Raw genomic sequence first — 25598 nt, 5'->3', positions numbered from 1 at the left:
CATCGGCCTAGCATCGGGACGATGTTCCAAGCCAGCACCTCGTCGGCCTCGGCCGACTCGCCCCGGGGCGCGGACGCCGAGCGCGTGCGCGAGGCCTTCGACGCCCTGTCGCCCCCCAACGCCTTGCTGATGATGATGGAGGCGCGCGCCCCCTGGGAGCTGGCCGCCATGGCCGCCGCCGGCCCCCTGCTGCGCCGCCTTCCACGCGGCGACACGCACCCGGTGCTGGTCTTCCCCGGCCTGGGCGCCAACGACCTGACCACCTTGCCCCTGCGCAACCTGCTGGACGAGCTTGGCCACGTGGCCCTGCCCTGGCAGCAGGGCTTCAATTTCGGGCCCCGCCCGGGCGTGCTCGACCAGTGCGAGGCCGACGTGCGCGCCACCTACGCGCGCTACCACCGTCGCGTCAGCCTGGTGGGTTGGAGCTTGGGGGGCCTGTACGCCCGCGAGGTGGCCAAACGCGTGCCCGAGATGGTGCGCAGCGTGGTCACCCTGGGCACGCCCTTCACCGGCCACCCCCGCGCCACCAACGCCTGGCGCTTTTTCGAGCTGGTCAGCGGGCACAGCAGCAGCGACCCCGAGCAGCTCGACGCGCTGCGCGAGCCCCCGCCCGTGCCCTGCACCAGCATCTACTCGCGCACCGACGGGGTCGTGGCCTGGCGCTGCAGCGTCAATGCCCCGGCCCCCCAGGTGGAGAACGTCCACGTGCCCGCCAGCCACATCGGCCTGGGTGTGAACCCCTTGGCGCTGTACGCCGTCGCCGACCGCCTGGCCCAGCCCAGCGGCCGTTGGAAGCCCTTCGCGCCGCCGGCGCCGCTGCGCTGGTTGTTCCGGTGAGCGAAAGCCTCGTGCGCGTGGGCGCGCATGAGCTGGCCGTCCAGCTGGACGGCCCGGCGGATGGCGAGCCCTTGTTGCTCATCATGGGCTTGGGTCTGCAGCTCATCGCCTGGCCGCAGGGCCTGGTCGACGCCTTCGCGGCGCAGGGATTTCGCGTCATCCGCTACGACCACCGCGACATCGGGCGCTCCACGCCCATGGACCACCTGCGCACGCCCCCCTTGGTGTACGCCGCCTTTCGCCACGCCCTGCGCTGGCCGGTGCCGGCGCCCTACACCCTGGCCGAGTTGGCCGACGACGCCGCCGGCCTGCTGGCAGCACTGGGCCACGAGCGCGCGCAGGTGCTCGGCGTGTCCATGGGGGGCATGGTGGCCCAGCACCTCGCCTGGCGCCACCCCACGCGTGTGCGTGCCCTGCACCTGTGGATGACGAGCAGCGGCGCGCGCCACCTGCCACTGCCCGCGCCCAAGCTGCGTGCCCTGATGCTGCGCCGCCCTCGCACGCGGGAGCAGGCCCTGGCGCACTACACGCAGCTGTACCGCGCCTTGAGCGGCCCGGCCTACCCCACGCCGGAAGCCGCGCTGCGCGCCAAGGTCGAGGCCTCGGCCGCGCGCGCCTGGCGCCCCCAGGCCACGCTGCGGCAGCTGCTGGCGATCGCCCACGACGGCGATCGCAGCCGCTGGCTGCGCGCCCTGGCCACCCGTTGCGCCGTGCCGGTGTCCATCGTCCACGGCAGCGCCGACCCCATGCTGCCCCTGCCCCACGGCCAGCACCTGGCGCGCCTGCTGCCGCAAGCGCGCTTCGAGGTCGTCGAGGGTTGGGGGCACGACCTGCCCGAGGCCCTGTTCAGCCGGCTGTCCCATGGCGTGGCTCGCTTGTCACAGGGCCCCTGGCCCCATGCCGCGTGAACTTTGCCCCGGCACCGGGATGCCCCCCCTCCCAAGGGGGCCGGCCCGCGCCATACTCGTTGCCTTGAACCTCATTGCCCCCTCTCTCCGACGCCGCCTGGGGTGGCTGGGCGTCCTTGTCGCTTGCCTGCTGGGTCAACCCGCGGGGGCCGCGCCGAGCGTGGACGAGCAGTTGGAGGCGATCGCCCTCATGCCCGCCAAAGCGCACCCCGAGGCGCTGAAGTCCTTGGCGGCCCTGCGCCGCACGCTGCCGGAACGCGACGTGCAGCGCTTGGAGGTGCTGTGGCAGTTGGCGGCGATCCACAACTACGAGCGCAACGCGGAAGCCCTGCTGGCCTTGGAGCCGGAGTTCGGGGCGTGGATCCACGATCCCGAACCCACACGGGCCGCCCTGGGGCGGCTGGCTTGGCAGCTGGCCTTGGAGGGTATGCACTGGGGCCGACGCGACCTGGCCAAGGCCAATGCGGCCCTCGCCGCCGTCGGCCTCACCCCCGCCGAAGAGGAGCGCCTGCCCCCGGTGTGGCGCTTGCGCTGGTTTGCCTCTCGGGCCGATTTGGCCGAGGAGGTGGGCAAGCTCGACGACGCCATGGAGTTGCGCCTGATTGCCTTGCGCGCGGCGGAGAAGACCGAGAGCCCGCGGCGCGTCGCGGGCGCGATGAACAGCCTGGCCAATGTTCATCGCCGCAAGGGCGACTCCGAGCAAGCGCGCCACTGGTCCGACCAGGCCTTGGCATTGGCGCTGGCGAAGGTGCCATCGAATGAAGCCCTGCTGAGCAATATCTACCTCACCCAAGGGACCATCCTGACGGACCAGGAGCGGTACGCGGAGGCGGCGGCGGCCTACGAAAAAGTGCTGGCCCTGGCCGACCGCGACCAGGACCTGCGCACGCGCGCGTTGATGCTGGGCAACCTGGCCGACCTGGGCCTGCGCAACAAGGACTACCCCCGCGCGTTCAAGCTGGCCAGCGAGGCCCACAAGCTGGCTTTGGAAACCAAGGACCGCGGCAACGAAGCCCTGGCCATGCACAACATGGGCGTGGCGCAGATCGCCATGGGCAAGGTCGACGAGGGCCGCGGCCGGGTGTTGCAGGCCATCCAGATCGAGCGCGACGACGGCAACGTCACCAGCGTGGCCGAGGGCCTGCATGAATTGGGCGAGTACCTGGAGCGGGCGGGCGACCTCGCCGGGGCGGTGAAGGCCTACACCGAGTACCGCGGCTTGGCCGACACCTTGGAGCGCGACGACCGGCGCAAGGCCGTGGTCGAGGCGCAGCAGAAGTACGACGACGACCGCAAGAATGCCGAGCGAGAGGCCCTGATCAAGGCGAACGAGTTGAACGGCGCCTTGGCCGAGGCCCGCCGCCTGCAGTTGGCGCTGTGGGGCCTGCTCTTGGCCTGCGGCGTGGCCGGCGTGGCGCTGTTGCTGAACCTGTCGCGCCGCACGCGCGACGCGAACCGCGAGCTGGCCAAGAGCAACGAGGTGCTGGCCGAGCAAAGCGAGCGCGACCCGCTCACCGGCCTGGGCAACCGCCACCAGCTGCAGCGCCTGCTGGCCGAGCCGCGCCGTGCCAAGGGCTCGGTGGGCAGCCTGTTCCTGGTCGACGTCGACCACTTCAAGCAGATCAATGACACCCACGGCCACGCCGGCGGCGACCAGGTCTTGGTCGAACTCGCCGAGCGCCTGCGCCAAGCGGTGCGCGACGGCGACGCCGTTTTGCGCTGGGGCGGTGAGGAGTTCTTGGTGCTGACCGACGCGCAAGACGGCGCGGCGGCCCGGGCCCTGGCGCAGCGCGTGCTGGCCAGCATCGCCAGCACGCCGGTGACGCTCGCCGATGGCAGCGCGGTGCCCGTCAGCGTGTCCATGGGCTTCGCCCGCTTCCCCTTGCCCGAGGTGGAGGGCGTGGTGTCCTGGGAGGCGGCCCTGGAGCTGGTCGACCAGCTCATGTACCGCGCCAAGTCCCACGGCCGCAACCAGGCTTGGAGCTTGGAGTCGGCCCCGAACGCGCGCGCCGACGACCTGCTCGCCCTGCTGGCCGAGGCCGAGGCCGCGGTGCAGCGGGGGGCGATCGAGTTGGGGCAGTGGCGGGGGCCAGCGCTGGTGGCTGGGGGGACCGCATGAGCCGGTGGGCAGGCTGGGCACGGTGGGTGGTCACGGGCTGGGCCCTCTTGGGGGCTTGGGGCGTCGGGGCGCAAGAGGCCGCGGCACCGCCGCCCTTGCCGGCCGAGGTGATCGCGCACCTGCGCCAATTGGTCGAGCTGGGGCTCGAGCAGCCCGACGAGGCCCTGCGGCGCTTGCGCAGCGAGCCCGTGAGTCCCGAGTCCCGCCCTTGGTTGCGCTACACCGAGGCCCGCATCCAGCTCTCGCGCGGCAACCTTGCCGCGGTGCGCACCCTGTACCCCAGTGCTCAGCCCCCGGCCGACGCGCTGGCTCTTCATGTGCGGGCCCTCTTGGCCCGCCGCGAAGGGCAGTCCGAGCGGGCCGCCGCCTGGGTGGACCAGGCCATGGCCGTCGTTTCGCCCCTGTGCCCCACGCCGATCCCGGAGGCCGCCGCGCAGCGCGAGGCCTGTCCCTTGCCGTTGTGGGTCGACCTCGTGGCCCTGGCCACGCGTCAGGGCCTGGCCCAAGGCGGTGGGGCGGCCGGACTGGAGCGCATCGAGCGGGCCATGGCCTGGGCCCGGCAGCGACGGGCCGTCGACCTGCAAGCCCAGCTCTACCTAGAGCGGGCCGATTTCCACCAGGTGCACGACGAAGCGGCGAAGGTGGACGCGACGCTCACCGAGGCCTTGGCCTTGCCAGGCTTGAGCACGCGCCGACGGGTCTTGCTGCTGAACTACCAAGCCGGCATGGCGGCCCAGCGCGACCAACGGCCCCGCCAGGGCGAGTTGCTGGAGGAGGCCCTGGAGTTGGCGCTGGCCGACAAGCAGTTGCGCCTGGCGGCCGTGTTGCGGGGCAACCTGGCCGACTTTCACGTGCACCAGGGCCGCCCGAAGGAGGCGCGCCAGCTGGCCGAGCTAGCGCTGCCCGTGTTGCAGCGCTTCGACGACGTGTCCGAGCCGGCCGTTCGCCACAACCTCGCCCTGGCCCTGATCGACGAGCGCGCCTTCGACGCGGCACGGAGCCAGCTCGCCCGGCTGCAAGAGATGCCCACCCAGGAGCGGGTGGCCGAGCGCGCCGCCGGCCTGCGCGAACTGGGCGACGCCTGGGCGCGCGCAGGGCAGTACAAGGAGGCCCTGGCGCTGTTCCACGCCGAGCGCAAGCTCATGCAGGCGCACCAGGCCCAGGCGAAGGAGCAGGCTCTGGAGGAAGTGCGTCAAAGCCTGGGCAGCGCACAGAAAGAGGCGGAGCTGGCGCTGGCCAAGAGCAGCAACGAGGTCACGCAGCAAACCCTCGAGAACCAAGACACCCTGCGCCAGGTGGCGGTGGCCGCCGGCGTTCTGCTGGCCTTGTGCTTGGGCCTGGGCGGCATGTTCTGGATGCGTGCCAGGGTGGCCTTTCGCAAGCTGCGGCACAACCAAGACCTGCTGAAGGCCTTGAGCGAGCGCGACGCGCTCACGGGCCTGGCCAACCGCCGCCAGTTCCACGCCGTCATGGCCGCACGCGGCGCGCAGGCGCTGGAGGGCAGCCTGGTCCTGATCGACATCGACCACTTCAAGCGCATCAACGACGGCCATGGCCACGCCGGCGGTGACGTGGTCATCAAGACCATGGCCGACCGCCTCAGCCAGGCGGTGCGCGACGGCGACATGGTGGTGCGCTGGGGCGGTGAGGAGTACCTGGTCTACGCCCCCACCCTCAAAGGCACTTACACCAAGCAGTGGGTGGAGCGCCTGATGCCGGTCCTGTGTGGCACGCCCATCACCCTGCCCGATGGGCACACCCTCGATGTGACCTGCTCGATGGGCTTCGTGACCTTGCCCATCCCGCCCCTGGGCGTGACCCTCGGTTGGGAGCGCGCGCTGAACTGGGCCGACTTGGCCCTGTACGCCGCCAAGAACCGCGGCCGGCGCCGGGCCATCGGCATCGCCGGCTTGCACGTCAACGACGAGGTGTCGCTGGCCCAGGTGGAGTCGGACTTCGACGGCGCCGCCAGCGCCGCGCGGCTCAGCCTGGTGCAGGTGCTGGCCAGCCCGGCCGGCGGTTGACCCGCTGACCGTCGGCCCAAAGAAAACGCGCCCCGCAGGGCGCGTCGTGCCGGCTCAGGCCCGCGGGTCGGTGGTCACTGGATGATGACCTTCTGGCGGCTGTCGGCCCAGGCCTCGTACTGCGCGCCATAGACCTCGTCCACGCGGTTGCGCTTGACCTTGAAGGTCGGCGTCACGAAGCCGTTGTCCACCGTCCAAGGCTCTTTGAACACGACCAAGCAGTCCATCTGCTCGTGCGGGTCCAGCTTGGCGTTGATGGCCGCCACGTGCTCGGCCAATGCGGTCTTCAGGCCCTCGGGGTTGCTGCTGGCCTCTTCCACGCCGTGGGCGCTGAGCATGGCCAGGCCGATGGGCTGGCCCATGTTGGCGCCGACCACCGCGCAGGCTTCCAGCGCGTTGTTCATCACCAGCTTGTCTTCGATCGGGGCCGGGGCCACGTACTTGCCCTTGCTGGTCTTGAACAGGTCCTTCACGCGGCCGGTGATCTTCAGGCACTTGCGCTCGTCGTGCTGGCCCTTGTCGCCGGTGCGCAGCCAGCCGTCGTGGGTGAAGGCCTCGGCGGTCATGTCGGGCTCTTTGTAGTAGCCCTTCATCACGGCAGGGCTCTTCATCTGCACCTCGCCGGTCTTCTTGTCGATGCGCACCTGCACACCGTCGTAGGCCGGGCCCACCGTGCCCGTCATGTCGTGGCCCGGCAAGGTGATGTGGCTGACCGCCAGGTTTTCCGTCATGCCGTAGCCTTCCATGATGGGCAGGCCCAGGCGGCGGTACCACTTGAGCAACTCGGCCGGCATGGGGGCAGCGCCCCCGGCGCAGAAGCGGGCCTTGTCCAGCCCCAGGGCGGTGAGCACCTTCTTGCGGATGACGATGTTCAGCAGCGGGATCCGCAGCAGCTTGTCCAGCTTGGCCTGCGGCATCTTGGCCTGGATGCCCTGCTGGAACTTCACCCACAGGCGCGGCACGCTGAAGAAGATCGTGGGCTTGGCGCGGTTCAGGTCGGCCGTGAAGGTCTCCAGCGACTCGGCAAAGAACACGTGCATGCCGGTGCGCAACCAGCCGTGCTCGACCAGCACGCGCTCGACCACGTGGGCCAGCGGCAGGTAGCTCAGCATGCGGTCGTTCTGGGACATCGGCACGCGGCCCAGGCCGGTCATCAGCGCCCAGGCGAAGTTGCCGAAGGTGTGCATCACGCCCTTGGGCGCGCCGGTGGTGCCGCTGGTGTAGATCAAGGTGGCCAGTTCGTCGGCACCACGCACCGGTTGGCCGCGCAGGGGCTGGGTGTCGGCCACGATCTCGTCCCAGCTTTGGTAGCGGGCGCGCACGTCGTCGGGGCTCAGGCGGTACGAAATGCAGGGCAGGTCGGCCGGCACACCAGGTTTCATGCCCTCCCAGCCGTCCAGCTTGCCGATGAAGCACAGCTTGGCCTCGCTGTGCTCCAAGATCTGGGTGATGGTGCCGGCGGCCAGCGTGGGGTACAGGGGCACCGACACGTAACCGGCCATCCAGATGGCCAGGTCGGTCATCAACCACCAGGCGCAGTTCTTGGACAGGATGGCGACCTTGCTGCCCTCGGGCCAACCTTGGGCCTTCAGGTAAGCGGCCATGCGACGGGTTTCGTCGGCGACCTGGCCCCAGGTGAAGTCCTTGATCGCACCCCCTCCCATGGGCTGGGTCAGCGCCACCCGGTTGGGTTGCGCGGTTTCCCAGTAATACAGCGACTGCAGGGCGAGGTGATCGGGCGGGATGGCTGTGCTCATGGAACGCTCTTGTCGTGGACGGCTCGGGGGCGCGAGTTTGCTTGCAAACCCGTGAGGACCGCCCCGGGGCTTGCCCGGGGCGGATCTAGAGAGTGCACTCCTTTGGGGCTTATTCCCCAGGGAATGCCCTCAAAAACGCCAAGGGCATGGGGCACCCGGTCGCACCCCATCCAGGGGGTGGGGGGGCAGCCCGGGGGGGCGTGCGGCGTGCGCATGGGCCCAGACCGGGGCGCCGGCGGGCTGCCGGCACGCCACGTGAAGGCGCGCGGCCCAGCCGGCGATGCCTTGCGCCTCCGTCAGCCCGTCCAGGTGGCGCATGGCGGCCTCGGCGGCCCGCTGCTGGGCTTGGGCATCGCCCTGTCGCAGGGCTTCGAAGGCCGCGATGCGGGCCTGCAGGGCGGGCAGAAGGGCTTGGCCGAGCTGCGGGTCGGCCAGGGCCTGGGCCAAGCGGGCCTGCAAGGTGGGGTGGGGCGCACCGGGGGCACTGGCCACGCGGGCCAGGGCCAGCAGGGCGTCGGCCCGCCGCGGGCCGCTCAGCGCGGGCGTGGCGTCCAACTGCGCCAGCAAGGCCTCGGCCTCGGCCGCGTGCCGGGGGGCGGCCGCGCCGGCGGCCAGCACCTCGGCCTCCAGCCGGCCGATCTGCCGGGGCACGGTCGCCAAGGGGTGGTTCACCCCAGCGGCCGCGGTTTCGGCCTCGATCGCCCGCCACTGCGCCAGCGCGCCGTCGAAGTCGCCCAGTTGCTGCAGGTGCTGGGCCAGCGCCTGGCGCAGCCCCAAGGCCAGCTCGCTGCCGGGGCCGGTGAAGGCATGGATGCGCGCCAGCAGGGCCTCGGTGCGGGCCACGGCCGCGGGGCCGTCGTCGCGCAAGAGCCGCCATTGCACGGTGGCCAGGCTGCGCTCCAGCACGAAGCCAAAGCGCTGGAACTGGGGCGGGATGGGGCGGCTGCGCTGGAGCATGTCCAGCAGCAGGCGCTCGGCCTCCAGCCACCGGCCCTGCAAGCTGCGCAGCACCTGCTCGTACTGGCCGAAGAACACGAACTCGAAGTCGGTCGGCCGGTAGAGCTTGGGCTGCGCGGCGCGGGCGTGTTCGAGCATGCGCTCGGCCTCGTCGAAGCGGCCCAAGCGGGCCAGGGCGACGGTGAGTTGGTAGTCGACCGAGGTGACCTCGGCGCTGTGCTCGCCAAAACGCGCCACCAGCGCGGGGCGCAGCGGCGCGAGCAGCGCCACCACGGGCGCGGGCGAGCCCAGCGCGGTGTGGATGCGCGCCAGCTCCACCGTGGCGTCTTGCGCGCGCGCGTCGCTTGGCCCCCATTGGCGGCGGGCGTCGTCCAGGCGGTCTTGCGCCAGGGCCACGGCGATGTCGAAGCGGTTCAGCGCGTGGTAGGTCTTGACCAGGGTGGCGGTGACGCGGTCGCGCACCGCCGGCTCGCCGCCCAAGCGCTCGCGCAGCGTGGCGCGCTGCCGGTCCAGCAGCTGCAGCACCGTGGGCTGGCGGCCGCCGTGCAGGTCGGGGCTGGCGGCGCCCAGCAGCTCGGTCAGGTAGCCGCTGACCAGCTCGGCCTCCCGCGCCGCCTGCTGGGCCCGCTGGTGCTGCCACAGGCTGGCGGCCAATCCACCGCTCAGCGCCAACAGCACCAGGCTGCCGCCCAGGGCCAGCGCGCGGTTGCGGCGCAGCCACAGGCGGGTGCGGTGCTGCCAGTCCTCGCGGCGCACGCTCACCGGCTGCGCCTGCTGCCAGCGCTGGAGGTCGTCGATGAAGGCGCTGACGCTGGGGTAGCGCTCGGCAGCCTGCTTGCGAAGCGCCTTGGCGCAGACGGCCTCCAAGTCGCCGAAGGCGCGCGCGGCATCCGGCGGGCGGCCCGGGCCCTGCGAGCGTTCGGGCACGGTGCGCAGCGCGGCCATGCGGGGCAGCTCGCCGTGCAGCACTGCGTGCTCGAACTGGGTGCGCGTGCTGAGGTCTTGGCCGTGGGGCAGCAGGCCGGTCAGCAACTCGAAGGCGATGACGCCCAGCGCGTAGACGTCGGCCGCGGTGCCCACGGCCTCGCCGGCGATTTGCTCGGGCGCGGCGTAGGCCGGGGTCATGCGCCGCCCGGCCACCTGGGTCAGCTGGGCGGCCGGTGCGCCGCTGTCGTCGAGCAGGGTGGCGATGCCGAAGTCCAGCAGCTTGGTGTGCCCCTCGGGCGTGACCAGCACGTTGCCGGGTTTGAGGTCGCGGTGCACCACCAGCTGGGCGTGCGCGGCTTCCACGGCGCGGGCCACCTCGATGAGCAGGCGCACGCGCTCGGCCACCGGCAGGCGCTGCTGGCGCACGTGGGCGCTGAGGTCTTGCCCCGGCACGTGCTCCAGCACCAGGTAGGCGCCGAGCTCGGTGTCGATGCCGGCGTCGAGCAGCTTGGCGATGCCGGGGTGGCTCAGCCGCCCGAGCAGGGCCCGCTCGCGGGCGAAGCGCTGGGCCAGGTCGATGCCGCCCACGTCGCTGCGCAGCAGCTTGATGGCGGCCTGGCCCTGGTACAGGCCGTCGGCCCGTTCGGCCAGCCACACCTCGCCCATCCCACCGCGGCCCAGGGGGCGCAGCAGGGACCAAGCGCCCAGGCGTTGGCCGGCGGAAAAGGCGCTGGGGGCGGCGGCGTCGCTCATGGCGGCATCGTCGCCCAAGCGCTCAGCCGGCTTTGGCGGCCTTGGCCTTTTCGCGTTCGGCGTCCTGCTCGCGCAGCGTGGCCAGGGCGGCGGCCAGCGCGGCGGCGTCGCCTTGCTGGGCCAGGGCCACGGCCTCGCCGGCCTTGAGCGCGGCCAGCCACTGCGCGCCGTCGCGGCCGCTGGCGAAGCCCGGGCTCAGGGCCAGCACCTCGTCGCCCTGGGTGAGCTTGACGTAGAACTGGCCGTCGGCCTCGCGGTACTGCTTGACCAGGGGTGGCGTGGCCGCCTTGGGCGCAGGGGCCGCGGCCTGGCCCGGCAGCACGCGGCTGCGGCGCAGGCCCACGGCCTCGCGCAGGCGGGCCAGCAGGGGGCGCGCGATGGCGCGGGCGCGCTCGGCGCCGCGCTGCAACTCGGCCTCGATGCGCTCGGGGTCGGCCATCAGCTCGGCGTAGCGCGCGCGCATGGGGCCGAGCTCTTTCTCGATCTGGGCCACGAGGCGCTGCTTGGCCTCGCCCCAGGCCAGGCCGGCGCGCAGCTCGGCGCGCATTTGCGCGCGCTCCGTGGGCGTGGCGAAGGCGTCGAAGATCTGAATGAGCGCCGTGCCCTCGGGCTCTTTGGGCTCGCCGGGGCCGCGCGAGTCGGTCACGATCTTGGCCACGGCGTTGCGCAGCGCCTCGGCGCCGCCTTCGAACAGGGGCACGACGTTGTCGTAGCTCTTGCTCATCTTGCGGCCGTCCAGGCCCGGCAGCAGCTCCATCTCGGCCTCGACCTCGGCCTCGGGCAGCACGAAGAAGTCTTGCCCATACAGATGGTTGAAGCGCTGCGCGACGTCGCGCGCCATCTCGATATGCTGCACCTGGTCCTTGCCCACGGGCACGCGGTGCGCGTTGTAGAGCAGGATGTCGGCCGCCATCAGGATGGGGTAGCTGTACAGGCCCATCGTCACGTTCGAATCGGGCTCCTCGCCGGCGGCCACGGCCGCGTCCACGGCGGCTTTGTAGGCGTGCGCGCGGTTCATCTGCCCCTTGGCGGTGACGCAGGTCAGCAGCCAGGTCAGCTCACACACCTCGGGCACGTCGCTCTGGCGAAACAGCAGGGCGCGCTGCGTGTCCAGGCCGGCGGCCAGCCAGGTGGCGGCGATCTGCATGCGGCTGGCCTCGACCCGGTCGGGGTCGTCGCACTTGATCAGTGCGTGGTAGTCGGCCATGAAGAAAAAGCTCTCCACGTCCGGCGCTTGGGAGGCGGCAATCGCCGGGCGCAGCGCGCCGACGTAGTTGCCCAGGTGCAGGGTGCCGGTGGTGGTGATGCCGGTCAGGACTCGCGTGCTCATGCTCAAACTCAGATCGTGGCCATGGCTTCGCCAAGGCGGATGGGGCGCGCGGGCGCCCAGTCGGGGTTGAACTGCAGGGGGCTGTCCGTGCGCTTGGGCCACAGCATCACCACGGTGGAGCCCAGCAGGAAGCGGCCCATCTCCTGGCCTTGTTGGAAGGCGATGGTCTGGTTCTCGTAGGTCCAGCGCTTCACGTCCTTGTGGCGGGGCGGGTTCACCACGCCGTGCCAGGTCGTGGCCATGCTGCCCACGATGGTGGCGCCCACCAGCACCAGCACGAAGGGCCCGTGCGCGGTGTCGAACACGCAGACCACGCGCTCGTTCTTGGCGAACAGGCCCGGCAGGGCCTTGGCCGTGGCCGGGTTCACCGAGTACAGGCTGCCGGGCACCCAGATCATTTCGCGCAGCGTGCCCGCACAGGGCATGTGGATGCGGTGGTAGTCCTTGGGGCTCAGGTAGAGGGTGGCGAAGTGGCCGTCGTCGAACTGCGCGGCCAGGCCGGCGTCGCCGCCCACCAGGGTGCGCGTGCTGTAGCCGTGGCCCTTGGCCTGGTAGACCTGGTCCTTCTTCACCGGGCCGAAGGCGCTGATGGCGCCGTCCACGGGGCAGATCCAGGTCGCGTCGGCCAGCGGGCGGGAGCCGTCCTTGAGGGGGCGGGTGAAGAACTCGTTGAAGCTGGCGTAGCTGGCGGGGTCCGGGTTCGCGGCCTCGGCCATGTTCACGCCATAGCGGGCGATGAAGCGGCGGATGGCGGTTTGCGTCAGCGCACCGCCTTGGCGGCGGGCGAAGGCGCCGGCCAACTCGGTCAGCAGGCGTTTGGGCAGCAGGTGCTGCGGCAGCATCGTCTTGAAGTCTTCGGCGTCCATGGCGATGCCTGGGCAGGGAGAAAGGGGCCGATTCTAGGAAGCGGCCCCGTGGCAAGCCGCCGCGCCGCCCTCAGCCGGGCGCGTTGGGGTCGACCTCGGCCGCCACCCAGGCCGCGAAGGCTTCGCTGGCGTGCGTCGCTGGCCAAGCCAGCAGCGCTGGGGTGGCGTAGGGGTGCTGGTCCAGCACGGCGGCCTGCAGCGCGGGCCAGGCGGCCTCGGTGGTTTTGATCAGCAAGCGCCACTCGGGCTCCTGCTGCACGGCGCCGTCCCAGCGGTAGACCGACTCGATGGCCTGCAGCTGCACGCAGGCCGCCAAGCGCGCCTGGACGAGGCGCTGGGCGAGGGCCCGGGCCTGGTCGGCGGTGGCGACGGTGGTGAGGGCCAGCAGCAGGGCCATGGCCCGGCGCTCAGCCGTTGGCGGCGGCGTTTTCCAACTGTTCTTGCACGCGGCGGGCGGCGCGCAGCGCGGCGGCCTCGTCGATCTGCGCCTGCTGGCACAGCTGCTTGACGCGGGCTTCCAGCTCGCCCTCTGGCAGGGCCATCAGCGCGTGGGCGAAGCCGGAGATCGCGGCCACGCCGCGGCGTTGCAGGGCGTCGGGCATGTCGCCGCAGGCCTGCACCAAGATGTGGTGGCGCACGCTGGCCACGGCCGCCGGCGCCAAGCCCCAGCTTTCGCACAGCGCGGCGCCCAGGGCGTCGTGGCTCACGCCGAAGGCGCTGTGCTCCAGGCCGGCCAGTTCGCCGTCGCTGGCGGCGGCGCGCAGCATGGCGGGGTAGTGCTGGGGCGCATGGCGGTACAGCACGGCCTTGCCGCATTCTTCGAACAGGCCGGCGGAGTGCGAGGCCCAGGGGTCGATGCCCAGCATCTGGCCCATGCGGCCCATCATCAGGCCGCGCTTGGCGGCGCGGTCCCAGACGGGGCCGAGCTCGGCCGCCGGCGGGAAGGCGGCGCGCAGGCTCATCTCGAAGGCGATGGCCGAGACCTCGCGCATGCCGAGGTAGGTCAGCGCCTGGTGCACGGTTTGCACGCGACCGCGCAGGCCGTACAGCGAGGAGTTCACCGCCTTCAGCACGGCGGCGGCCAGGGCCATGTCGCCTTCCACCAGCGCGGACACCGCCAGCAGGTCGATCTCGTCCTCGGCCATCAGTACCGAGAGCTTGACCAGCACCTCGGGTTGGGCGGGGATTTCGATGTCGAGGTTGCGCAGTTCGGGATCGACGGACATGGCGAGAGGCCTCTTCGAGACAAGGTTGGACCGATGCTACAGCGCGACCAACTTCCAGGCATCCCAGCCGGTGCGCACGATCAAGGCGGCCACGACCAACAAGAAAGCCGTGCGCACGAAGCCGGCCCCGCGCGTCAGCGCCAGGTGCGTGCCGAGCACCGAGCCCAGCATGTTGGCCACGGCCATGGCGGCGGCCAGGCCCCACCAGATGTGGCCGGTGGCGGCGAACAGGGTCAGCGCGGCGGCGTTGGTGGCCGTGTTCAAGAGCTTGGCGCTGGCGCTGGCGTGCAAGAAGTCGTAGCCCAGGCCCCTCACCAACAGAAACACAAAAAAGCTGCCGGTGCCCGGGCCGAACACGCCGTCGTAAAAGCCGATGCCCAGCCCGATGCCGCTGGCCACCAGCGCCTCGTGGGGGCCGGCCCAGCGCGGCGCGTGGGTCTGCCCCAGGTCCTTCTTGGCCAGGGTGTAGACCAGCACGGCCAGCAGGATGAAGGGCAGGGCCACGCGCAGGCGGGCGGCGTCGATGTGCGTCACCGCCCAGGCGCCCAAGGCGCTGCCGGTCAGCGCGCAGGCGATGGCCGGGGCCAGCGCGTGCCAGCGCAGCTCCACCCGGCGCGCGTAGCGCCAGGCGGCCAAAGCGGTGCCCCAAATGGCCGCGCCCTTGTTGGTGCCGAACAGGGTGGCGGGCGGCGTGCCGGGGAAGGCACTGAACAGCGCCGGCACCAGCACCAGGCCGCCGCCACCGGCGATGGCGTCGATGCAGCCGGCCAGCAGAGAAGCCGCGATGACCAAGAGGGTGTCAAGCATGGGGGCGCGACTCTACGCCGCCCCCTCGTCAAGAATGGCCCCCATGAACCCTCGCACCCCCACCCACCCCATCGAGCCCCAGTTCTTGTCGCGCTGGAGCCCCCGTGGCTTCGACGGCCAGCCCCTGAGCGAGACCGAGGCCCTGCGCTGTCTTGAAGCCGCCCGCTGGGCGCCGAGCAGCGGCAACAGCCAGCCCTGGCGCTACGTGCTGACCCTGGGCGGCACGCCCGAGTTCGCCGCCGTGCTGGCCGGCTTGGCGCCCAGCAACCAGGTTTGGGCGCAGCGTGCCGGCGCGTTGTTGGTGGCCTGCAGCCTGACCAGTTCGATCAAGCGCGGCGAGCGCAAGCCCTTGGGCGGCAGCGCCTTCGACGCCGGCGCGGCGTGGATGAGCCTGGCCTTGCAGGCCCAGGCGCAGGGCTTGGCCGCGCACGCCATGGGCGGTTTCGACGCCGCCACGGTCGGCGCCGCCATCGGCCTGGGCGAGCACGCCCGCATCGACTGCGTGGTCGCCATCGGCCGCCCCGACCCCAACGCCCCGCTGAGCGAGGACCTGCGCGCCCGCGAAGTGCCCAACGACCGCCTGCCCTTGGCCGACCTGGTGCGCCTGGGCCGCTGGACCTTCCCCGAGGCCTGAAGACCGGTCGAGCCCTCAACCCAGGGCGCGCTTTTCTCAATCGGTCGCGGGCCCGGGCGCGGGCCGGGGTGGGCTGCCTAGGATCGCCTGCACTTCCCCTGGAGCCCCGCCATGACCCGATCCGCCACGACCTCCTCCACCCGCTGGCTGGCGCTGTTTTGGGCGTGGGCCCTGGCGGCCCATGCCGCGGCGGCGACCCCAGAGCCCGCGCGCTTGGCCCAGGCGGTGGCCGCCGCCGAACGCCAAGGCCTGGTGGGCGAGGTGCTGGTGGCCGGCCCCGAGGGCGTGCGTTTCGAAGCGGCACCCGGCGGCGGAACGGTGGGCCGGGTGTGGCGCTGGGCTTCGGTCAGCAAGCAGGTCACCGCCGTGCTGACGATGCAAGAGGTCGAGGCCGGCCGGCTGCAGCTCGACGCCCCCGTGGCCCCGCTGCTGGCCCCCACCTGGCCCTTTCCGGCCAGCGTGACGTCGCGCCACCTGCTGCAGCACACCTCGGGCCTGCGCGAGGTTCCTGCCGACTTCAACACCCGACTGGGCCCCATGGTCGCGCACCGCGAGGCCGCGCTGGCCCATTGCACGCAGGCGCCCGAAGCGGCGCCCAACCAGCGCTTCGCGTACCACGCCTGCGACACCTGGGTGATGCAGGCCGTGCTGGAGCGCGCGTCGGGGCAGTCGATCGACGCCTTGCTACAGCGCCTGGGCGCGACCCTGGGCTGGCGCCAGGTGCGCTGGAGCGGCGGCGAGGGCGCCTTGCCCAACCCGGCCACCTACGGCGCGGGCGCCGCCCTGGTGGGCACGGCGCGCGAGCTCTGGGCCTTCGACGACGCGCTGATGCGCGGCCGGCTGGTGTCGGCCGCGTCGCGCGCCGAGCTGTGGCGGGGCGAACCGCGCTGGGGCTACGCCGCGCTGGGCGCTTGGGCCTTCGAAGCACCGCTGGCCGGTTGCCCAGATCCGGTGGCCATCGTCGAACGGCGCGGCCTGCTGGGCGCCTTGCAGGTGCGCAACCTGATGGTGCCGGCGCAGGGCCTGGCCGTGATCGTGTTCACCGAGGCCGAGGGCCTGGACTTTGGCGAGATCTGGCAGGGCCGCGGCCTGAGCTTCGACCTGCTCAGCGCCGCCGCTTGCCCCGCCTGAGCGGGGTGGGCGACCAGCGCCAAGCCCTCGGCGCGTCACCAGATCTTGATGCGCTGCGCCGGCGGCTTGTGCATGCCGTCGCCTTCTTTCGTGCCGAAGGCCTCGTGGAAGCCGTCGTGGTTGATGGCGGCGCCGTTGGCCCGGAACACCGGGGGCGAGTGGGGGTCGGTGGTCAGCAGCTGCAGGATGCGGTTCTCGCGCGACTTCTCGCGCCAGGCCTGTGCCCAGCCGAAGAAGAAGCGCTGCTCGCCCGTCAGCCCGTCGATCACCGGCGCCGGCCGGCCGCCCAGGCTCTTCACGTAGGCCTTCTGCGCGATTTGCAGGCCCGACAGGTCGGCGATGTTCTCGCCCAGGGTCAGCCGGCCGTTGAGCTTCTTGCCGGGCAGCGGTTCGTAGCTCTCGTACTGCGCCACCAGCTGCTCGCCCAGCTTGTTGAAGGCCTCGCGGTCGGCGTCGGTCCACCAGTTGCGCAGCGCGCCGTCGGCGTCGAACTGGCTGCCCTGGTCGTCAAAGCCGTGGCTGATCTCGTGCCCGATCACCGCGCCGATGGCGCCGTAGTTGGCGGCGTCGTCGGCCTGCATGTCGAAGAAGGGCGGGCGCAGGATGGCCGCGGGGAACACGATCTCGTTGGCGAAGGGGTTGTAGTAGGCGTTGACCGTTTGCGGCGTCAGGCCCCACTCGGTCTTGTCCACCGGCTGGCCGGCCTTGGCCACCTGGCGCGCCCACTCGAAGCGCGCGGCGCGCAGGCCGTTGCCCATGGCGTCGCCCGCCTTGACCTGCAGCGCGCCGTAGTCGCGCCACTTCTCGGGGTAGCCGATCTTGACTTGGTAACTGGCCAGCTTGGCGCGGGCGCGGGCCTTGGTCTCGGGGCCCATCCAGGTCAGGCCGTCCAGGCTGTCGCCGTACGACGCCAGCAGGTTGCGCACCAGGGTCACCATGCGCTGCTTGGCCGCGGGCGGGAAGTGCTCGGCCACGTAGAGCTGGCCCAGGGCCTCGCCCAGGGCGGCGTTGACCTGGTCGATGCCGGCCTGCCAACGCGGCTTGGGCTCGGTGGTGCCCTTCAGCGCCGTGCCGTGGAAGGCGAAGTGCGCGTCGCGGAAGGCCTTGGGCAGGGTGTCGGCCGTGGCGTCGATCCAGCGCAGCTGCAGGTAGTGGCGCCACTGCGCCATGGGCACCTCGGCCACCATCTTGGCCACGGCCGTGGTCGTGCTGGGCTGCGAGACCGACAACTTGGGCGTGCCGCCCAAGCCCGCCGCTTGCAGGAACACCGGCCAGTCCAGGCCGGGCGCCAGCGCAGCCACCGACTCCGGCGTATGCGGGTTGTAGATCTTGACCATGTCGCGGTTGGCGACCTTGTCCCAGTGCGCGGTGGCGATCTGGCGCTCCAGCGCCAGGGTGTCGTCGGCCGCTTGCGCCGGGTTCTTCAGGCCGGCCAGGGTGGCGATCTTGAGCAGGTAAGCGCGGTAGTCGTTCAGCGCCTTGGCGTAGCGCTCGTCGCTGTCCTTCAGGTAGTAGTCGCGGTCGGGCAGGCCCAGGCCGCCTTGCCAGGTCAGCGGGCGGTTGAGGTTGGGCTCTTTGAAGTCGGCCATCACCCCGAGGCCGATGGGCAGGTTCAGCACGCCCTGCTGCTGGCCCAGGTAGCGCGACAGGTCGGTGCGGGTTTGCAGGCGCTCCACCTCGGCCAGCAGCGGGCGCAGGGGGGCGAGGCCGGCGCGGTCGATGCCGGCGGTGTCGGTGTAGGCCTTGTAGAAGTGGGCCACCTTCTCGGCCACGCTGGCCTTGGCCTGCGGCGTGCGCGCCAGGCGCTCCACGATGGCCTTGATGTCGCGGTCGCTCTGGTCGGCCAATTGCACGAAGGTGCCGTACTCCGCCTTGTCCGCCGGGATGGGCGTCTTGGCCAGCCAGCCGCCGTTCACGGCGCGGAACAGGTCGTCCTGCACGCGCACGGCCGGGTCCATGCCGCTGCGGTCGATGCCCGAGTGCAGGGCGGGGGCCGCGGCTTGCTGGGCCGACAGGGCGAAGGAGGCGGCCAGCAGGGCGGCGGCCAGCGCCGTGCGGCGCAGGGGGCGGAAGGGGGAGGTCATGGTCGTGCGGGCGCGCAAGCGCCGGGGGAGGGTCGTGGGCGTCAGCCTAGGGGCTGGCGCGCCAGCTGCCAGAACTCACCCCGGGTTGCCCCGAGTCCGTGGGTCAGGGGTGGTGCGTCAAGGCTTGGGCGAGCGGCGCATGCCGATGAGCCAAGGCCGCACCTCGGCCCGCAGCAGCCCGGCCTTCACCGCGGGGTCTTCGGCCGCGAAGCGGCGCACCTCGGCCTCGGGCACGCCGGCCACCGGCAGCATCATCCCGCCAGTCGCCCCGTCCATGAAGGGGCCGCCCAGCTCCAGCTTGCCCTGCAACTGCCATTGCCGGTAGTGCTCGATGTGGGCTTGCAGGCCGGGTTGCTCGAACACGGACTTGGTGCTGTCCCAGCCCGGGCCGGGCGCGTGAACGACGACGAAGCGCAGGTCCTGCGCTGGGCGGGTGGCCGTTGTCGGTGCGCTGGCCGTTTGCGCGGCGGCGACTGAACTGACGGCCAGCAGCAGGGCCGCGACGAGCAGGTGGGTGGACTTCATGGTGGGCTTCCTGGGATTGGCGCACCCAGGCTATCGCGGTGCGACGCGACTGCCGAAACTCATTTCACCTGGGCGTGCACTTCGATCAACTCGACACTGTTCGTTTCGTCAATGGGCCACGCGCCGGCGAACGCCATAACCTCGGCCAGCCTTTCTTCTGGATGGCTGGTGGTCGAAATGTGGGGCGAGCCTTCGGCGAGCGGGTCCGTGAGCAGCCAGTCGAAGGCGTCCTCCCACCCTGTGCAGTCCACGCCGGCAGCACAGAACAACGCGATGGGGCGCCGGATCAGGGCCAGAAGCATGGGCGCATCAGAGTCCGTATATGGGCGGGATGCCAGCAGCACGACCTTCTTGGGCAAGGCTTGACGCATGTGTCCTTCGGTCGGATTGACGGGTGGCATGGACGGAGACGTTCGGGTAGCGGCGGTGGCGTTGGGTCTTGCTGCTTGCCCTTCGGTACCTGGCCATGGAGTGAAGGCGTCACTCCATGGCCGATTGAGTTGCAAAGGGCGTGGCTTGGCCCTCAATTCTGTTCGGGCCGAACCTTGGCTTCAGGGCCGTGCCGTCCAAAGCAACAGCACCACGAACGCCACAACAACCCCCCAAAACAACCACCAAGGCAAGTTGGTGCCATGTGTTCTTGCGGGACTTGCGAGGAGAGCGAACACTTGGGGTCGTTTGGGTGACGAGGAGAAGAAGGCGCTCCAGGTAATCCAAAGCGCCATCAATACCAGCAATCCACCGACACCCATGAACCCAAAGGTGTGGCTGTAGAAGCTGGCCGCCGTGTTGCCCGAAGGGGTGGCGATGAAGGACGGCTGGCTCTTGCCAGGTACGTAGATGGCTCCCTCACGCCAACCAAAGAATCCATGCCAGAACAGAGCCGTACCCAAGGTCATCACAGCCACCACGAAGGCGATGGCTCGAAAGGTTGACGGTGCGCGATTGGGTTCCATGGGGCAATTTGAACGTCAGCGGAACAGTCTGATTTTCGGCCGCATTGCTTCTTGACCTGTCCGCAAAGACCGTCACGAAGTGACGGGCTGGAGGTCGACTGGGCTCACCAGAGTGGCTGTCTGCCCGCACCGCCAACCGAATTGGGCCGCGCCATGGATTCGGCTATGGAGCCACTCGGCTATGGCGACGAACCCCTGAGTTGAAGGCAGTCTCACGGCCACCCCTGGTACAGCGGCAAGGCCGCGATGCGCTTGCGGATCTTTTGGCGCTCGGCATCAAAGGCCGGGGCGCCCACGCCGCCGAAGCGGCGGCGGAACTCGGGCTCGCTCAAGAACTCGGGCAGGTCGTCCACGCGGGGGAACAGGCCGGCTTCGGGCACGCCGGTGGCCAGCGCGGCCAGCATCCCAGCGGGGTTGGCGGCGGCGCGGCGGCCCAGGGTGCTGCCGGCTTCGTCGGCGGCCAGGTCGTTGAACGAGAAGCCGCTGCTGCCTTGCGCATCGGCCAGTTCTTTGCCCAGGCCCAGGGCCTGGGCGAACTGCTCGTTGCCCTGCCAGGCCAGCCAGGCGGAGATCAGGAAGTGCTGGGCCATGTCGTCGCGCTCGGCCATCACCAAGCGCAAGGGCGGTGGGTTGGGGCTGGCTTGGTCCAGCAGGGGCGCGGGGGAGCGGCCCACGGCGTGCAGGGCCAGGGTCAGCAGCAGGGCGCGCAGCTCGGGCTCGGCCTGGGTGCGGCCCTCTTGGACGCGGGTCAATGCGGGGCGGGCCAGGGCTTGCAAGGCCTGGGGCACGGCCCAGGTGCGGTCGGCGGTGGCGGGTTGCGCCAGTAGGGCCTGCCAGGCGGTGTGGTGGGCGGTCAGGGCCTCGCGCTCCGGCGCGGGCAGCAGGCGGCCGGCCGTTCCTGCGAGTTGGCGCCAATTGGCTCGGTCTTGCGCCCAGTTGACGCGCAATCGACCCGGCAAGGCCTGCCAGCCGGTGATGGCGGCGGGCAGTTCGCGCCAGGCGGGGCCCAGCTTGGCGTCGAGCGCGCGCTGGGCGGCGGCATCGACCCACGCGGGCGGCAGGGGCAGGCGGCCCAGGCGGGCCGAAACCAAGCGGGGCCACAGGCCGGGGCGCTGCTCGGCCATGTCGAAGCGCAGGTCGAGGTTCAGCCACAGCGCGCCGCTAGCGGTGGGCCAGTTGGCGCGCAGCTGGGCAAAGTCGGTCTCCAGGTCGAGGTGGGCGCGGGCGCCGGGCCGGGCGCTGGCCAGGGCGGGGGCGACCAGGGCGTTGAGGTCGGCCTCGGCCAGCCACAGGCCGGCTCGGGCGCCGGGCCGCTGGCGCTGGACCTGCAGTTGCTGCAGCCAGCGCTGCGCGTGGGCCCAGGGGCCGCTGGTGTGGCCGAGGCTGGGTTCGGGCGCGGGCAGGCTGGGGCCGGTTTGCAGGGCCAGGGCCGTGGCCGCCAGCATGGCGACCAGGGCCAAGACCAGCAGGCGGCGCGGCCAGCGCCAGGGGGAGGGGGTGGGCATGGCGCGCAGTCTGCCAGCCGGCCTGCGGCCCCGGGGCCGCGCGTTCGGGGGAGGCGTTGCCTGGGCGCGTGGGCCATGAAAAAAGCGAGGGCACCCCGCCGGGGCGTCCCTCGCTCGCTCGGTCAGCGCCCCGGGCGGGGCGATGCGGCGCCGCTCAGAAGCGGTAGGCCACCGTGGTGTTGAACTGCGTCATGCGGCCGCTGATGCCGTTGTCCAGGCGGGGGCGGGCGACCATGGCGCCGACCGACCAGTCCTTGGCGGGACTCCAACGCACGCCCAGGGCTTGCGTGGGCTTGCTGCCTTCGGCGCCGTAGGTTTCGGCCAGCAGCGACACGTTCGGCGCCACGGCGTACTCGTAACCCAGGGCCCAGCCGGTGGTGTTGTCACCGCCCTTGGCGATGCTGACGTCGGCGTTGACGTGGACCTTGTGCTTCTCGGCCAGGGTCTGGGTGTAGGCCAGGCCGATGTCGCTGGCGGCGTAGTCGAAGTCCAGGTTGCGGTCGCGCACGCCGTGGATGCCGAGCGTCAAGGCCAGCTTGCCGCCGAACTGGGCGTCGTCCCACAGGCGGGTCTTGCTGACCAGGCTCAGGGTGTCGGCCTTTTCGCCTTCGAACTTGATGCGGTTGCCGATCAGACCGATCTGGCTGCCTTCCAGCAGGCCGCAGTCGGCGCGCAGGCCCAGGTTGGTGGCGTGCGTGCTGAAGCCGCCGATCTTGGCGTTGGTGCGGCCCAGCAGGCCTTCGACTTCGCAATCGCCCTTGCTCAACACGTCGCCCGACAAGGTGGCCATGGGGCCGGCGGCGTGGGCCAGAGAAATCGACAGAAGGGCGGCGGAAGCGATCAGAAGACGTTTCATGACGACAAGAAGATGAGTGGTAGGGGTTCTCATCGTGTCGTCGCCGAACCGGTTTGGCGCGCGAAAGGCGACCAAGTGCGGGATTCGAGGGAGGAAGCGCGATTGCCTGGGGTTAACCCGTGATTGCGGGCGGTGCCGGCGCCGGGGGCTGGGGATTCCTCCAGCCAAAAAGTAAGCGCCGGCTCACTGGCCGGCGCTCGCTGTTGAAAGGTTTGGAAGGGCTGAGGCGGTGTCAGCGCTTGCGGTCCAGGCGCTGGGCGCGTTCGGCGCCACGGCGGCCGGCGCCGAAGAAGGGCGCGTCGAAACCGACGTGCTTCGGGCCCTTGTCGGCCAAGGCACCTTCGGGCAAAGCGTCCAACAGGCCTTGCGGCAGCGGGCGGCGTTGCAGGACGTTGGAGCGGGGCTGTGCGGTGATCAACATGGTGTTTTTCTCGACTCAACCGGCCCGACGGGAAGGACCGATGTGAGCCGCAACGCGAGGCCGCGGCAACCCGTTGACACAACTTTGCAGAAAGTTTTCAGGCCGCGCCCGGCCCCGGGGCGGCTTCGGTCAGGCCCCGCAGGATGCCGCAGGCGCCCGCGGACTGGGGCGTTTGGCAGCGCTGCCGCAGGGCCAGCAGTTCCTTTTGCAGGGCGCGCAGCTCGCGCAGGCGGGCCTGGACGTGGGCCAGGTGGGCGTCCAGCACGCGGTTCACCTCGTCGCAGGGGGCGGCGGGTTCGTCCCACAGGGCCAGCAGGGCGCGCACCTCGTCCAGGCGCATGTCCAGGCCGCGGCAGCGGCGGATCAGGGCCAAGCGCTGCACATGGGCCGGGCCGTAGTGCCGGTAATTGGCGGCGCTGCGCGCTGCGGCGGGCATCAGGCCTTCGCGCTCGTAAAAGCGGATGGTGGCGGCCGGGGTGTCGGTGGCCTGGGCCAGTTCGCCGATCTTCATGGGGGCTCCAGGGCGGGGCTTGACCTTGCACCTGCTGCAAGGTTTCCAATCCTGCCATTGCACTGCAGAAGATGCCCATGAGCGCCCACTGCCACGACCACTGCACCGCCTCCGCCCCACCCGCCGGGCCCCGTTACCGCCGGGTGCTGTGGGTGGCCTTGGCCCTGAACGCGGCGATGTTCTTGGTGGAACTGGCCAGTGGGCTGGCCTCCGGCTCGGTGTCGCTGTTGGCCGACGCCGTGGACTTCTTCGGCGATGCGGCGAACTACGGGGTCTCCCTGCTGGTGCTGGGCATGTCCTTGCGCCGGCGGGCGCAGGCGGCGCTGGTCAAGGGCCTGTCGATGGGGGCGTTTGGGGTGTTCGTGTTGCTCAAGACGGCCTGGACCCTGCACAGCGGCGTCGTGCCCGAGCCCCTGACCATGGGCGTGGTCGGCGCGCTGGCCTTGGTCGTGAACGTCGCCGTGGCGGCCCTCCTTTACGCCTGGCGCGATGGCGACGCCAACATGCGCTCGGTGTGGCTGTGCAGCCGCAACGACGCCCTGGGCAACGTGGCGGTGATGGGGGCGGCCTTGGGCGTCTTTGGCACCGGTGCGGCCTGGCCCGACCTGGCGGTGGCCGGGGTGATGGCGGTGCTGGCGCTGTCGGCCTCGCGCAGCGTGCTGGCCCAGGCGCGGCAAGAGTTGCGCGGCGAACCGCCCCCCGCGAAAGCCTGACGCTCGCCCGATTTCCCTCACTCGCCTAGACTTTGGCCATGCGTTGGTTTCTGTCCCTGTTGCTGGCCGTGATGCTGCCCCTGCAAAGCGCGTGGGCGCTGGCGGTGCCCGTGTGCACGCAGCACCAGGGCCCCGCGGACCACGCGATGCAGGGCCCGCAAGCCGAAGCAGGCCATTGCCACGATGCGGCCCCGGACGACGCCAGCACCCCCGACCGGGAGTGCCACAGCGCCTGCCACCACTTCTCGGCCGTCTTGAGCCAGCCGCCGGTTGTCACCGGCGTGGCCCCGGCCGCGCCCGACGCCGCGCCCCTGCCGCCGGCCGGCCCCGCGCCCCTGGCGCCGCGGCCCGAACGCCCTCAGTGGGCGCCCCTCGCCTGATCGGCGGGGGTTCCCGACCCTGACCTCGCTCGCCCTGCGGCCCTTGTGGGCCCTGCAGGCGGCTGCTCGCCGATCGCCCTGTGACCTGCCGTTCACTTTGGAGCATCGGATGCATCGCATCTCCACACGGGGCCGCTGGCCCGGGCTGTGCGCATGGGCGCTGGCCTGGGCGGCCTGGCCCAACCTCGCCACCGGGGCGGCCGAGCCCGCCCCCACGCTGAGCCTGCCGCAGGCCTTCGAGCGCGCCTGGGCGCGTCAGCCCGAAGCACAAGCCCTGCCCGAGCGCAGGGCCAGCGGTCTGGCGCAGCGGGAGGCCAGCCGCGCTTGGACGCCCGAGCCCGTGGCCGTCGAGGCCTCGGTGCGCAGCGACCGCTGGCACCGCCGCGAAGGCGCCCAAGAACTGGAAGTCGGCGTGGCCGTGCCCCTGTGGCTGCCGGGCGAGCGCGAGCGCGCCCAAGGCCTGGCCGAAGCCCAACTGCAGGCGGTGGACGCCCGCGCGCTGCTGGCCCAGTGGCAGCTGGCGCAGGCGCTGCGCGAGCGCTGGTGGGCCCTGCAGCGCGACCGCGAGGACCTGCGCGCCGCACAGGAGCGGTTGCAGGCCAGCCAGGCGCTGGCGGACGACGTGGCCCGGCGCGTGCAAGCCGGCGACCTGTCGCGTGCCGACCGGCACCAGGCCGACGCCGCCCGCGCGCAGGCGCAGGCCGAGCAGGCCCTGGCCCAAGCGCAGGCCGTGGCCAGCGAGCAGGCCCTGCGCGCGCTGCTGGGCCTGGCCCCGGGCGAGCCTTTGCAGCCCGCCGACGCACCAGAGCCCGAGCCAGCGCCCGACGCCGCGGTGCCCGCGCACCCACTGCTGCAAGCGCTGGCGGCCCAGGCGGCCTCGGCCCAGCGCGCCGAGGCGCTGGCCGCCGCGCAGTCGCGCGCCAACCCCGAGCTGACCTTGTTGCAAGGCCGGGACCGGTCGGCGCGCGGCGAGCCCAGCGCCGGCTCGGTCACCTTGGGCCTGCGCTGGCCCCTGGGCCGCAGCGAGCGCCACCGCGCCACCCTGTCGGCCGCCGCGGCCGAGCGCACCGAGTTGGAAGCCCAGTTGGCGCGCGAGCGCGAACGCGTCGACGCCGAGCGCCACAGCGCGGCCGCCGCGCTGGTGGCCGCCCGCGCCGTGCTGGCCGCGGCCACCGAGCGCGCGCGCCTGGCCACCGAGACCCGGGCGTTTTTCGACAAGTCCTTCCGCCTTGGCGAGACCGACCTGCCCACGCGCCTGCGCGTCGACCAAGACGCCGCCCATGCCCAGCGCGAACTGGCGCGGGCCCGCATCGACCTCAACCGGGCCATCGCGCAGCAGCGCCAAAGCCTGGGCCTGCTCCCGCAATGAGC

The 25598-nt window shown here is 71.7% G+C and carries 24 protein-coding genes; 9 read left to right on the top strand and 15 right to left on the bottom strand.

Going from position 1 to position 25598, the window contains the following annotated elements; genetic code table 11:
- Positions 1-21 precede the first annotated feature (21 nt).
- The 4 genes from EOD73_RS13690 to EOD73_RS13675 all read left to right on the top strand — a co-directional run bounded on the left by EOD73_RS13690 (position 22) and on the right by EOD73_RS13675 (position 5888).
- Positions 22-837, top strand: a complete 816-nt coding sequence (locus EOD73_RS13690) for an esterase/lipase family protein (RefSeq protein ID WP_240660714.1) — start codon at positions 22-24, stop codon at positions 835-837.
- A complete protein-coding gene (locus tag EOD73_RS13685) occupies positions 834-1745 on the top strand; it encodes an alpha/beta fold hydrolase (RefSeq protein WP_127683594.1) in 912 nt (303 codons plus the stop codon). Before EOD73_RS13690 ends, EOD73_RS13685 begins: the two co-directional genes overlap by 4 nt.
- A gap of 64 nt (positions 1746-1809) precedes the next feature.
- Positions 1810-3864 carry a GGDEF domain-containing protein gene (locus EOD73_RS13680; RefSeq protein WP_164846082.1) on the top strand — a complete coding sequence of 685 codons (2055 nt, stop codon included), beginning with the start codon at positions 1810-1812 and terminating at the stop codon, positions 3862-3864.
- Entirely contained in the window at positions 3861-5888 is a 2028-nt protein-coding gene (locus EOD73_RS13675; protein WP_127683592.1) for a GGDEF domain-containing protein, read from the top strand. Before EOD73_RS13680 ends, EOD73_RS13675 begins: the two co-directional genes overlap by 4 nt.
- 74 nt (positions 5889-5962) lie before the next feature.
- Here EOD73_RS13675 and EOD73_RS13670 read toward each other — a convergent pair whose 3' ends face one another.
- The 7 genes from EOD73_RS13670 to EOD73_RS13640 form a co-directional block, all read right to left on the bottom strand.
- Positions 5963-7645: an AMP-binding protein gene (locus EOD73_RS13670; RefSeq protein WP_127683591.1), complete on the bottom strand. Its 1683-nt coding sequence runs from the start codon at positions 7643-7645 to the stop codon at positions 5963-5965.
- Between the two features lie 129 nt (positions 7646-7774).
- Entirely contained in the window at positions 7775-10282 is a 2508-nt protein-coding gene (locus tag EOD73_RS13665; RefSeq protein WP_127683590.1) for a serine/threonine-protein kinase, read from the bottom strand.
- A 22-nt stretch (positions 10283-10304) separates the two neighbouring features.
- Entirely contained in the window at positions 10305-11612 is a 1308-nt protein-coding gene (locus EOD73_RS13660; protein WP_127683589.1) for a tryptophan--tRNA ligase, read from the bottom strand.
- An 8-nt stretch (positions 11613-11620) separates the two neighbouring features.
- On the bottom strand, positions 11621-12478 hold the full coding sequence (gene asd / locus EOD73_RS13655) for an archaetidylserine decarboxylase (RefSeq protein WP_127683588.1): 858 nt from the start codon (positions 12476-12478) through the stop codon (positions 11621-11623).
- Positions 12479-12548: 70 nt separating this feature from the next.
- Positions 12549-12875: a divalent-cation tolerance protein CutA gene (cutA, locus tag EOD73_RS13650; protein ID WP_127683587.1), complete on the bottom strand. Its 327-nt coding sequence runs from the start codon at positions 12873-12875 to the stop codon at positions 12549-12551.
- Between the two features lie 10 nt (positions 12876-12885).
- Entirely contained in the window at positions 12886-13704 is an 819-nt protein-coding gene (locus tag EOD73_RS13645) for an HDOD domain-containing protein (RefSeq protein WP_127683586.1), read from the bottom strand.
- 36 nt (positions 13705-13740) lie between these two features.
- Complete coding sequence (locus EOD73_RS13640; protein WP_127683585.1) at positions 13741-14511, bottom strand: sulfite exporter TauE/SafE family protein; 771 nt, start codon at positions 14509-14511, stop codon at positions 13741-13743.
- Positions 14512-14554: 43 nt separating this feature from the next.
- Here EOD73_RS13640 and EOD73_RS13635 point away from each other — a divergent pair, with 43 nt between their 5' ends.
- Positions 14555-15145 carry a nitroreductase family protein gene (locus tag EOD73_RS13635; protein WP_127683584.1) on the top strand — a complete coding sequence of 197 codons (591 nt, stop codon included), beginning with the start codon at positions 14555-14557 and terminating at the stop codon, positions 15143-15145.
- A 111-nt stretch (positions 15146-15256) separates the two neighbouring features.
- Positions 15257-16276, top strand: coding sequence for a serine hydrolase domain-containing protein (locus EOD73_RS13630; protein WP_127683583.1), 1020 nt, complete (start codon positions 15257-15259; stop codon positions 16274-16276).
- 35 nt (positions 16277-16311) lie between these two features.
- On the opposite strand, the gene EOD73_RS13625 is transcribed toward EOD73_RS13630, so the two are convergent.
- The 8 genes from EOD73_RS13625 to cadR form a co-directional block, all read right to left on the bottom strand.
- Positions 16312-18360 (bottom strand): M13 family metallopeptidase, encoded by a 2049-nt coding sequence (locus EOD73_RS13625; protein ID WP_127683582.1) that lies wholly within the window; start codon positions 18358-18360, stop codon positions 16312-16314.
- Between the two features lie 117 nt (positions 18361-18477).
- A complete protein-coding gene (locus tag EOD73_RS13620; RefSeq protein WP_127683581.1) occupies positions 18478-18885 on the bottom strand; it encodes a YciI family protein in 408 nt (135 codons plus the stop codon).
- Between the two features lie 59 nt (positions 18886-18944).
- Entirely contained in the window at positions 18945-19256 is a 312-nt protein-coding gene (locus EOD73_RS13615; RefSeq protein ID WP_127683580.1) for a DUF7684 family protein, read from the bottom strand.
- Positions 19257-19436: 180 nt separating this feature from the next.
- Positions 19437-19841, bottom strand: a complete 405-nt coding sequence (locus EOD73_RS13610; RefSeq protein WP_127683579.1) for a hypothetical protein — start codon at positions 19839-19841, stop codon at positions 19437-19439.
- Between the two features lie 212 nt (positions 19842-20053).
- A complete protein-coding gene (locus tag EOD73_RS13605; protein ID WP_127683578.1) occupies positions 20054-21346 on the bottom strand; it encodes a YfiM family lipoprotein in 1293 nt (430 codons plus the stop codon).
- A 154-nt stretch (positions 21347-21500) separates the two neighbouring features.
- Positions 21501-22202 carry a PA4824 family protein gene (locus EOD73_RS13600; protein ID WP_127683577.1) on the bottom strand — a complete coding sequence of 234 codons (702 nt, stop codon included), beginning with the start codon at positions 22200-22202 and terminating at the stop codon, positions 21501-21503.
- 232 nt (positions 22203-22434) lie between these two features.
- Positions 22435-22623, bottom strand: coding sequence for a hypothetical protein (locus tag EOD73_RS13595; RefSeq protein ID WP_127683576.1), 189 nt, complete (start codon positions 22621-22623; stop codon positions 22435-22437).
- Positions 22624-22720: 97 nt separating this feature from the next.
- Positions 22721-23134 (bottom strand): Cd(II)/Pb(II)-responsive transcriptional regulator, encoded by a 414-nt coding sequence (cadR, locus tag EOD73_RS13590; RefSeq protein ID WP_127683575.1) that lies wholly within the window; start codon positions 23132-23134, stop codon positions 22721-22723.
- Between the two features lie 77 nt (positions 23135-23211).
- On the opposite strand from cadR, the gene EOD73_RS13585 reads away from it, so the two are divergent.
- The 3 genes from EOD73_RS13585 to EOD73_RS13575 all read left to right on the top strand — a co-directional run bounded on the left by EOD73_RS13585 (position 23212) and on the right by EOD73_RS13575 (position 25596).
- Positions 23212-23847, top strand: a complete 636-nt coding sequence (locus tag EOD73_RS13585; RefSeq protein WP_127683574.1) for a cation efflux transmembrane domain-containing protein — start codon at positions 23212-23214, stop codon at positions 23845-23847.
- A gap of 38 nt (positions 23848-23885) precedes the next feature.
- A complete protein-coding gene (locus tag EOD73_RS13580; RefSeq protein WP_127683573.1) occupies positions 23886-24227 on the top strand; it encodes a hypothetical protein in 342 nt (113 codons plus the stop codon).
- A gap of 109 nt (positions 24228-24336) precedes the next feature.
- Positions 24337-25596, top strand: coding sequence for a TolC family protein (locus EOD73_RS13575; RefSeq protein ID WP_127683572.1), 1260 nt, complete (start codon positions 24337-24339; stop codon positions 25594-25596).
- Positions 25597-25598 lie beyond the last annotated feature (2 nt).

Origin of the sequence: Inhella crocodyli, from assembly GCF_004004565.1 — a bacterium.
GTDB classification, from domain to species: Bacteria; Pseudomonadota; Gammaproteobacteria; order Burkholderiales; family Burkholderiaceae_C; genus Inhella; species Inhella crocodyli.
This window is presented reverse-complemented; position numbering and strand designations above follow the sequence as displayed.

Excerpts from the sequence above, each read along its gene's own strand:
- EOD73_RS13690 (WP_240660714.1), top strand. The coding sequence starts at position 22 with ATGTTCCAAGCCAGCACCTCGTCGGCCTCGGCCGACTCGCCCCGGGGC.
- EOD73_RS13675 (WP_127683592.1), top strand. The coding sequence starts at position 3,861 with ATGAGCCGGTGGGCAGGCTGGGCACGGTGGGTGGTCACGGGCTGGGCC.
- EOD73_RS13670 (WP_127683591.1), bottom strand. The coding sequence starts at position 7,645 with ATGAGCACAGCCATCCCGCCCGATCACCTCGCCCTGCAGTCGCTGTAT.
- EOD73_RS13665 (WP_127683590.1), bottom strand. The coding sequence starts at position 10,282 with ATGAGCGACGCCGCCGCCCCCAGCGCCTTTTCCGCCGGCCAACGCCTG.
- EOD73_RS13660 (WP_127683589.1), bottom strand. The coding sequence starts at position 11,612 with ATGAGCACGCGAGTCCTGACCGGCATCACCACCACCGGCACCCTGCAC.
- asd (WP_127683588.1), bottom strand. The coding sequence starts at position 12,478 with ATGGACGCCGAAGACTTCAAGACGATGCTGCCGCAGCACCTGCTGCCC.
- cutA (WP_127683587.1), bottom strand. The coding sequence starts at position 12,875 with ATGGCCCTGCTGCTGGCCCTCACCACCGTCGCCACCGCCGACCAGGCC.
- EOD73_RS13645 (WP_127683586.1), bottom strand. The coding sequence starts at position 13,704 with ATGTCCGTCGATCCCGAACTGCGCAACCTCGACATCGAAATCCCCGCC.
- EOD73_RS13640 (WP_127683585.1), bottom strand. The coding sequence starts at position 14,511 with ATGCTTGACACCCTCTTGGTCATCGCGGCTTCTCTGCTGGCCGGCTGC.
- EOD73_RS13635 (WP_127683584.1), top strand. The coding sequence starts at position 14,555 with ATGAACCCTCGCACCCCCACCCACCCCATCGAGCCCCAGTTCTTGTCG.
- EOD73_RS13630 (WP_127683583.1), top strand. The coding sequence starts at position 15,257 with ATGACCCGATCCGCCACGACCTCCTCCACCCGCTGGCTGGCGCTGTTT.
- EOD73_RS13625 (WP_127683582.1), bottom strand. The coding sequence starts at position 18,360 with ATGACCTCCCCCTTCCGCCCCCTGCGCCGCACGGCGCTGGCCGCCGCC.
- EOD73_RS13620 (WP_127683581.1), bottom strand. The coding sequence starts at position 18,885 with ATGAAGTCCACCCACCTGCTCGTCGCGGCCCTGCTGCTGGCCGTCAGT.
- EOD73_RS13615 (WP_127683580.1), bottom strand. The coding sequence starts at position 19,256 with ATGCGTCAAGCCTTGCCCAAGAAGGTCGTGCTGCTGGCATCCCGCCCA.
- EOD73_RS13610 (WP_127683579.1), bottom strand. The coding sequence starts at position 19,841 with ATGGAACCCAATCGCGCACCGTCAACCTTTCGAGCCATCGCCTTCGTG.
- EOD73_RS13605 (WP_127683578.1), bottom strand. The coding sequence starts at position 21,346 with ATGCCCACCCCCTCCCCCTGGCGCTGGCCGCGCCGCCTGCTGGTCTTG.
- EOD73_RS13600 (WP_127683577.1), bottom strand. The coding sequence starts at position 22,202 with ATGAAACGTCTTCTGATCGCTTCCGCCGCCCTTCTGTCGATTTCTCTG.
- EOD73_RS13595 (WP_127683576.1), bottom strand. The coding sequence starts at position 22,623 with ATGTTGATCACCGCACAGCCCCGCTCCAACGTCCTGCAACGCCGCCCG.
- cadR (WP_127683575.1), bottom strand. The coding sequence starts at position 23,134 with ATGAAGATCGGCGAACTGGCCCAGGCCACCGACACCCCGGCCGCCACC.
- EOD73_RS13585 (WP_127683574.1), top strand. The coding sequence starts at position 23,212 with ATGAGCGCCCACTGCCACGACCACTGCACCGCCTCCGCCCCACCCGCC.
- EOD73_RS13580 (WP_127683573.1), top strand. The coding sequence starts at position 23,886 with ATGCGTTGGTTTCTGTCCCTGTTGCTGGCCGTGATGCTGCCCCTGCAA.
- EOD73_RS13575 (WP_127683572.1), top strand. The coding sequence starts at position 24,337 with ATGCATCGCATCTCCACACGGGGCCGCTGGCCCGGGCTGTGCGCATGG.